Annotated in this window: 2 protein-coding genes; both read right to left on the bottom strand. The window is 73.9% G+C overall.

Annotated features, from left to right (window positions below):
• A partial coding sequence (locus tag KN815_RS00705) for a non-ribosomal peptide synthetase (RefSeq protein ID WP_216339118.1) occupies window positions 1-5,644 on the bottom strand: 5,644 nt, incomplete at its 3' end.
• Window positions 5,641-6,644, bottom strand: a 1,004-nt coding sequence (locus KN815_RS00700; protein ID WP_253208656.1) for a condensation domain-containing protein, incomplete at its 5' end; no start/stop codon positions are given. The genes KN815_RS00705 and KN815_RS00700, both read right to left, overlap by 4 nt.

The following is a 6,644-nucleotide window of genomic DNA, read 5'->3' as shown; positions in this document are numbered from 1 at the left end:
GCGTGTCGAAGAGTTCACCGGTACCGGCGATGTTCTGGATGTCGGTGAGGCCGAGGTACTGGTGGTCGGTCAGCAGCGACTGCTGCTCCTGCACCCGGGCCAGCAGCCCGGACAGCGGCTCCTCGGGCCGCAGGACCACCCGCACCGGCAGGGTGTTGATGAACAGGCCCACCATCGTCTCGATACCGGCGATCTCCGGCGGGCGGCCGGAGACCGTGGCGCCGAAGACCACGTCCTGACGCCCGGTGAGGCGGCCGAGCAGCACCGCCCAGGCGCCCTGCACCAGCGTGTTCATCGTGAGCCCGAGACCCCGCGCCCGCTCGGTGAGGGCGGCGGTCAGCTCGGCCGGCAGCTCGACGGTGACCGTCCGCGGTATCGCCGCCTCGCGGCCGGAGTCCACGGGGGCGAGCAGGGTCGGCTCGGCGCCCTCCAGGGCCTGCTGCCACGCCTTCTCGGCGGCCCCGGCGTCCTGGTCGGCGAGCCAGGCCAGATAGTCGCGGTAGGGGGTGACCCGGGGCAGCGTGGCATCGCTTCCCCCGGAGGCGTAGAGCGTGAACAGCTCCTGGGCGAGCAGCGGGGTGGACCAGCCGTCCAGCAGGATGTGGTGGTTGGTCAGCACCAGCCGGTGGCGGTCGCCGTCGAGCCGGATCACGGTGATGCGCAGCAGCGGCGGCGCGGTCAGGTCGAAGCGGCGGGCCCGGTCCTCGGCGAGCAGGCGATCCAGTTCGCCGTCCCGCTGACCTGCGGGGACACCGGACAGGTCGAACTCGTACCAGGGCAGCTCGGTCTCGTCCGCCCTGGGCACGAACTGCACCGGGGTGCGCAGCCCTTCGTGCCAGAAACCGGCGCGCAGATTGGCGTGGCGCTCCAGCAGGGCGTGGGCGGCGCGGCGCAGCGCCCGGGCGTCCAGCGGCCCGCTCACATCCAGCAGCAGTTGCACGGTGTAGACATCGCGCGCCTGCTCGTCGTAGACGGCGTGGAAGAGCAGCCCCTTCTGGAGGGACGACAGCGGCAGCAGATCGGCCACGCCGGGCCGGGCCCGCTCGACGGTGTCGATCTCGTCCTGGCCGAGGGAGACCAGGGGCAGATCGGAGGGGGTGTGCCCGCCGGCTCCCGCCCGCTCGGTGTGGGCCGCGAGGACCTCCAGCGCGCGGAACCAGGTCTCGGCCAGATCACGGGCGTCCTCCTCGGTCAGCAGATCGCCGGGCCAGGACAGGGTCGCGGTCAGCCGCGGCCCGTCGGCGTGGTCCTGGGTGAGGGCGCCCACCTCGAGCGTGTGCGGAACGGGCATGGCCGGGTCGACGCCGCCGCCGAGGCCATCGGCCTCCGGGGCCGCGGACCAGTCGGCGCCCTGGTCGTCGGCGGAGGCGGCCGGGAAGCGGCCCAGGTAGTTGAAGCCGATCTGCGGGGTGCGCAGCCGGGCCAGGGCCGGGCTGGTCTGCGGGTTGAGGTGGCGCAGCAGACCGTAGCCCATGCCGTTGTCGGGCAGGGCGCGCAACTGCTCCTTGACGCTCTTCAGCGCCCGTCCGGCCTGCGGGCCGGCGGCCCACAGCTCGGCCCAGTCCGCCACCGCCGGATCCAGCCGCACCGGGTGCAGATCGGTGAACCAGCCGACGGTACGGGAGAGATCCGCGCCCTCGACGACACCCTCGCGGCCATGGCCTTCCAGGTCGACCAGGAGCGGGGCCGCCGCGTCCTCGTCCCGGCGCCGGCGCCAGTCCGCGACGGCCAGGGCGAGGCCGGTCAGCAGGACGTCGTTGACCCCGCCGTGGAAGGCGGCGGGCACCCGGGTGAGCAGGGGCTCGGTGCGCTCGGGCGGCAGGGTGAGGCTGATGTGCCGGACGGTGGCCACGGTGTCCCGCGCGGTGTCCAGGGCGCGGCTGCCCAGCAGCGGGTCCGGGGCCTCCAGCATGGCGGTCCACAGCGGCAGTTCGTCCAGCAGGGCCGGGTGCTGGGCGAGCGCGGTGAGCTGCTCGGCCCAGCGCCGCAGCGAGGTACCCACGGGCTCCAGCCTCGGGGCCTCGCCCGCCATGACGGCCTCGGCCGCGGCGGCCAGGTCGGGCAGCAGGATCCGCCACGAGACGCCGTCCACCACCAGATGGTGCAGGACGAGCAGCAGTCTGCCGCTCTCATGCGGTCCGCCGTCGAACCACACCGCCCGCACCATGGCCCCCTGCTCGGGCTCCAGCCGCGCCTGCGCGGTGCCCTGGTGTCCGGCCACCACACAGCGCAGCGCCTCGCCGCGCAGCCCGGCCGCGTCCACCCGGGTCAGACAGCCGGTGGCGTCGACCGCACCGCGCGGCGCCACCTCCAGGCTCCAGACGATGCCACCGGCCCGGGTCAGCCGCAGCCGCAGGGCGTCGTGGTGGTCGAGGACGGCCTGGAGCGCGGCGGTGAGCTTCGCCTGGTCCAGTCCGGCGGGGGTGCGGATCAGCATCGACTGGTGGAAGCCGTCGACGGGTCCGCCGCGCTCCCGTAGCCAGTGTGCGATCGGAATGAGCGGCACCACCCCGATACCGGAGTCGTCCGGTTCGGCGGTGGCCACCGTCTCCTCCCGCGGCGTGGCCATGGCGGCGAGCGCGGCCACGGTCCGCAGCCGGAACACATCGCGCGGGGTGAACATCAGCCCCGCCTTGCGGGCCCGGCTGACCAACTGGATGGAGACGATGCTGTCGCCGCCCAGGTCGAAGAAGCTGTCGTCCACGCCGACCCGCTCCACCCCGAGCACATCGGCGAACACCGCGCACAGCGCCGCTTCCTGCGGGGTGGCCGGGGCCCGCCCGGTGGTCACGGAGCCGTAGTCCGGGGCGGGCAGTGCCCTGCGGTCCAGTTTGCCGTGGGGCGTCAGCGGCAGCGCGTCCAGGCGTACGAACGCCGCCGGGACCATATGGGCGGGCAGCACCTCGGCCACCTGGGCGCGCAGTTCGGCCACCTCGGCCTCGCCGACCGCATAGGCCACCAGTTGCCGGACGCCGGGCCGCTCCTCGCGGGCGACCACGGCCACCTGGGCGACCTTCGGATGGCGGGCGATGACGGTCTCGATCTCGCCCAGCTCGACCCGGAAGCCACGGATCTTCACCTGCTCGTCGGCGCGCCCGAGGTAGTCCAGGGTGCCGTCGGCCCGCCAGCGCACCACATCGCCGGTGCGGTACATCCGGGAGCCCGGGGCGTCGAAGGGGTTGGCGACGAACCGCTCCGCCGTCAGCCCGGGGCGGCGCAGATAGCCGCGGGCCAGCCCCTCGCCCGCGAGATAGAGCTCTCCCGGGGCGCCGACGGGCACCGGCCGCAGCCCCGCGTCCAGCACATACACCCGGGTGTTGACGACGGGGCCGCCGATCGCGGGCGTCCGCTCCCCGCTCAGCGGGCCGCTCATGGTGGCGGCCACGGTCGACTCGGTCGGACCGTAGGCGTTGACCATCCGGCGGCCGGACGACCAGCGCGCCACCAGTTCGGCGGAGCACGCGTCACCGCCGACGACCAGGGAGCGGAAGCCGGGCAGCGGCGTGGTCGTCGGCACCGACGCCAGCGCGGCCGGCGGGATCAGGGCGTGGCTGACGTGCCGGTCGGCCAGCACCTCGGCGAGGGCCTCCCCCGCCAGCGGTCCGGGCGGCGGTACGACGAGCGCGGCGCCGGAGGTCAGCGCGATGCACAGCTCCAGCACGGCGGCGTCGAAGCTGGGTGAGGCGAACTGAAGGACCCGCGCCCCGGCGTCCACGTCGAAGTTCTCGACGGCGGCCGTGGCGAAGGAGGCCAGACCGGTGTGGGAGACCACGACGCCCTTGGGGGTGCCGGTCGAACCGGAGGTGTAGATGACGTAGGCCGGATGGGCCGTGCGCAGCGGGGCCGTACGGTCCGCGTCCACGATGCCGGTGGCCGGGAACGCGGCGAGCCGGGCGGGCAGCGCGGGGTCGTCGAGGTCCAGCCGCTCCCCCTGGTGGGCGACGACGGCGCCACCACCGGCGATGAGGAGCTCGGGCCGGGCGTCCTCGAGCAGGAAACGGATGCGTTCGGCCGGGTAGTCGGGGTCGACCGGAAGATAGGCGGCCCCCGCCTTCACCACGGCGAGCTGCGCCACCACCATGTCCACCGACCGGGGCAGGGCGAGGGCGACGATGCGCTCCGGGCCGATACCGCGCCCGATCAGCAGCCGGGCCAGCCGGTTGGCGCGGGCGTCCAGTTCGGCGTAGCTCAGCGCGCCGCCGTCGAAGACCACCGCGTCGTTCCCGGGCGTCGCCGCGGCCTGGGCCTCGAACAGCTCGCCGAGCCCGGCCCGCGTCAGGTCGCGGGCGGTGGCGTTCCACTCGACGAGCACCCGCTCGCGCTCCGCGGCGTCCAGGATGTCCACCGCCGCCACCGGCCGGTCGGGCTCGACGATGACCGTCTCCAGCAGCCGCACCAGACGTTCGGCCAGCCGCTGGGCGTCGTGGTCGAGCAGGTCCGGGCGGTGGTCCAGGCGCAGGGTGAGCCGGTCGCCCGGGATCACGGCGAGGGTGAGGGGGTAGTGCGTGGCGTCGTTGACATCGACTCCCGCGATGCGCACCCCGGTGCCGGGCAGCTCCAGGCCACCGGGGTCCAGGGGGTAGTTCTCGAAGACGGTCAGGGTGTCGAACAGCTCACCGGTCCCGGCCAGCCGCTGCACCTCGTGCAGCCCCAGATGCTGGTGCTCCATCAGCGCCGACTGCCGCTCCTGCAGCCGGGCGAGCAGCCCGGACAGCGGCTCCTCGGGCCGCAGCACGACGCGCACCGGCAGGGTGTTGATGAACAGCCCCACCATGGATTCCACGCCGGGGATCTCCGGCGGACGGCCGGAGACGGTGGCGCCGAAGACCACGTCCCGGCGCCCGGTGAGCCGGCCGAGCAGCACCGCCCAGGCGCCCTGCACCAGCGTGTTCAGCGTCAGCTCGCGGGCGCGGGCGAACTGTCCCAGGGAGGCGGTCAGCTCGGCGGACAGCTCCAGCGTCACCCGCTCCGGCTGGGCCGCCTCGCGCCGTTCGCCCGTGGTCGGAGCGAGCAGCGTGGGCCCCTCGACGCCGTCCAGCGCCCGCCGCCACGCCTGCTCGGCGGCGTCCCGCTCCCGCCCGGCCAGCCAGGCCAGATAGTCGCGGTACGGGGTGACCCGGGGCAGCCCGGAGTCGTCACCGCCGCGTGCGTACAGCGTGAACAGCTCCCGGGCGAGCAGCGGCATCGACCAGCCGTCGAGCAGGAGGTGATGGTTGGTCAGGATGAGCCGGTACCGCTCGGCGCTCTGCGTCACGACGACGAACCGCACCAGCGGCGGGCTCGCGATGTCGAACCTGCGGTCCTTCTCCTCCGCCAGGATCCGGGCGATCTCGGCGGTCCGCGCCGCCTCGTCCAGACCGCTCACATCCCGCTCGTCCCAGGGCAGCTCCACCTCGCGGTGGATGATCTGGACGGCCTCACCCGTCTTGCGTCTGCGGAACCCGGCGCGCAGGTTGGCGTGGCGGCGCAGCAGGGTGGCCGCGGCGGCGCGCAGGGCGGCCACGTCCACTCGGCCGACCAGATCGAACGCGAACTGCATGGTGTACACATCGGGACCCTCGGTGTCGTACACCGCGTGGAAGAGAAGCCCTTCCTGTAGGGGCGACAGAGGCAGGATGTCTTCGACCCTCGACTGGCTGCTCACTTCGGCATCTCCCACTCGGTTCCCGGTTCCAGTTCGTCTTCGAATGCGTCGATCTCGTCCTGGGTGAGGGAGACCAGCGTGAGGTCGGAGGGGGTGTGTCCACCGGCTCCCGGCCCTTCGGCGTGGGCGACGAGGGCGTCCAGGGCACGGAACCAGGTCTCGGCCAGGTCCCGTACGTCGTCCTCGGAGAGCAATCCGTCCGGCCAGCTCCATACGACGCCGAGTCGGGCGCCTCCCGGACCGTCCTCGGTAGTCGCGTTGATCTCCAGTGCGTGCGGAAGCGGCATCGCGTCGTCCGCCCCGCCGCCGAGCCCGTCGGCCTCCGGCGCCGCCGCCCAGTCGGTGTCGGTGCCGGCCGCGAGGCGGCCGAGGTAGTTGAAGCCGATCTGCGGGGTCGGCAGGGCGGCCAGCTCGCGCGCGGTGTCGGGGTTGAGGTGGCGCAGCAGACCGTAGCCGATGCCATGGTCGGGCAGGCCGCGCAACTGCTCCTTGACCCGTTTCAGTGCCTGCCCGGCCTCGCGGCCACCGCCCCAGAGACCGGCCCAGTCCTCGACCCCGGGCTCCAGGCGCACCGGGTGGAGGCTGGTGAACCAGCCGACGGTACGGGACAGATCGGCGCCCTCGACGACGTCCTCCCGGCCATGGCCCTCCAGATCCACCAGCACACCGGTGGCCTCCGCGTGACCCCTGCGACGCCGCCAGTCGGCCACCGCCAGCGCCAGGGCCGTCAGCAGGACGTCGTTCACACCACCGTGGAAGGCGGCGGGCACCCGCGTCAGCAGAGGCGCCGTCCGCTCCGGCGGCAACGTCAGCCGAAGGTGGCGGACCGTGGCGGCCGTGTCCCGCGCCGGATCCAGCGCCCGTGCGCCCACCAAGGGGTCGGGCCCCTCGAACTGCCGCTTCCAGAGGGCGAGTTCCTCGAGGCGGGAGGGGTGCCCGGCGAGGGTGGTGAGGTGTTCGGCCCAGCCCCGCAGCGAGGTGCCGACCGGCTCCAGCTCAC

It is taken from the genome of Streptomyces niphimycinicus (assembly GCF_018883605.1).
GTDB classification, from domain to species: Bacteria; Actinomycetota; Actinomycetes; order Streptomycetales; family Streptomycetaceae; genus Streptomyces; species Streptomyces niphimycinicus.
The sequence above is the reverse complement of the archived record's forward strand: the minus strand, read 5'-3'. Positions and strand labels throughout refer to the sequence as shown.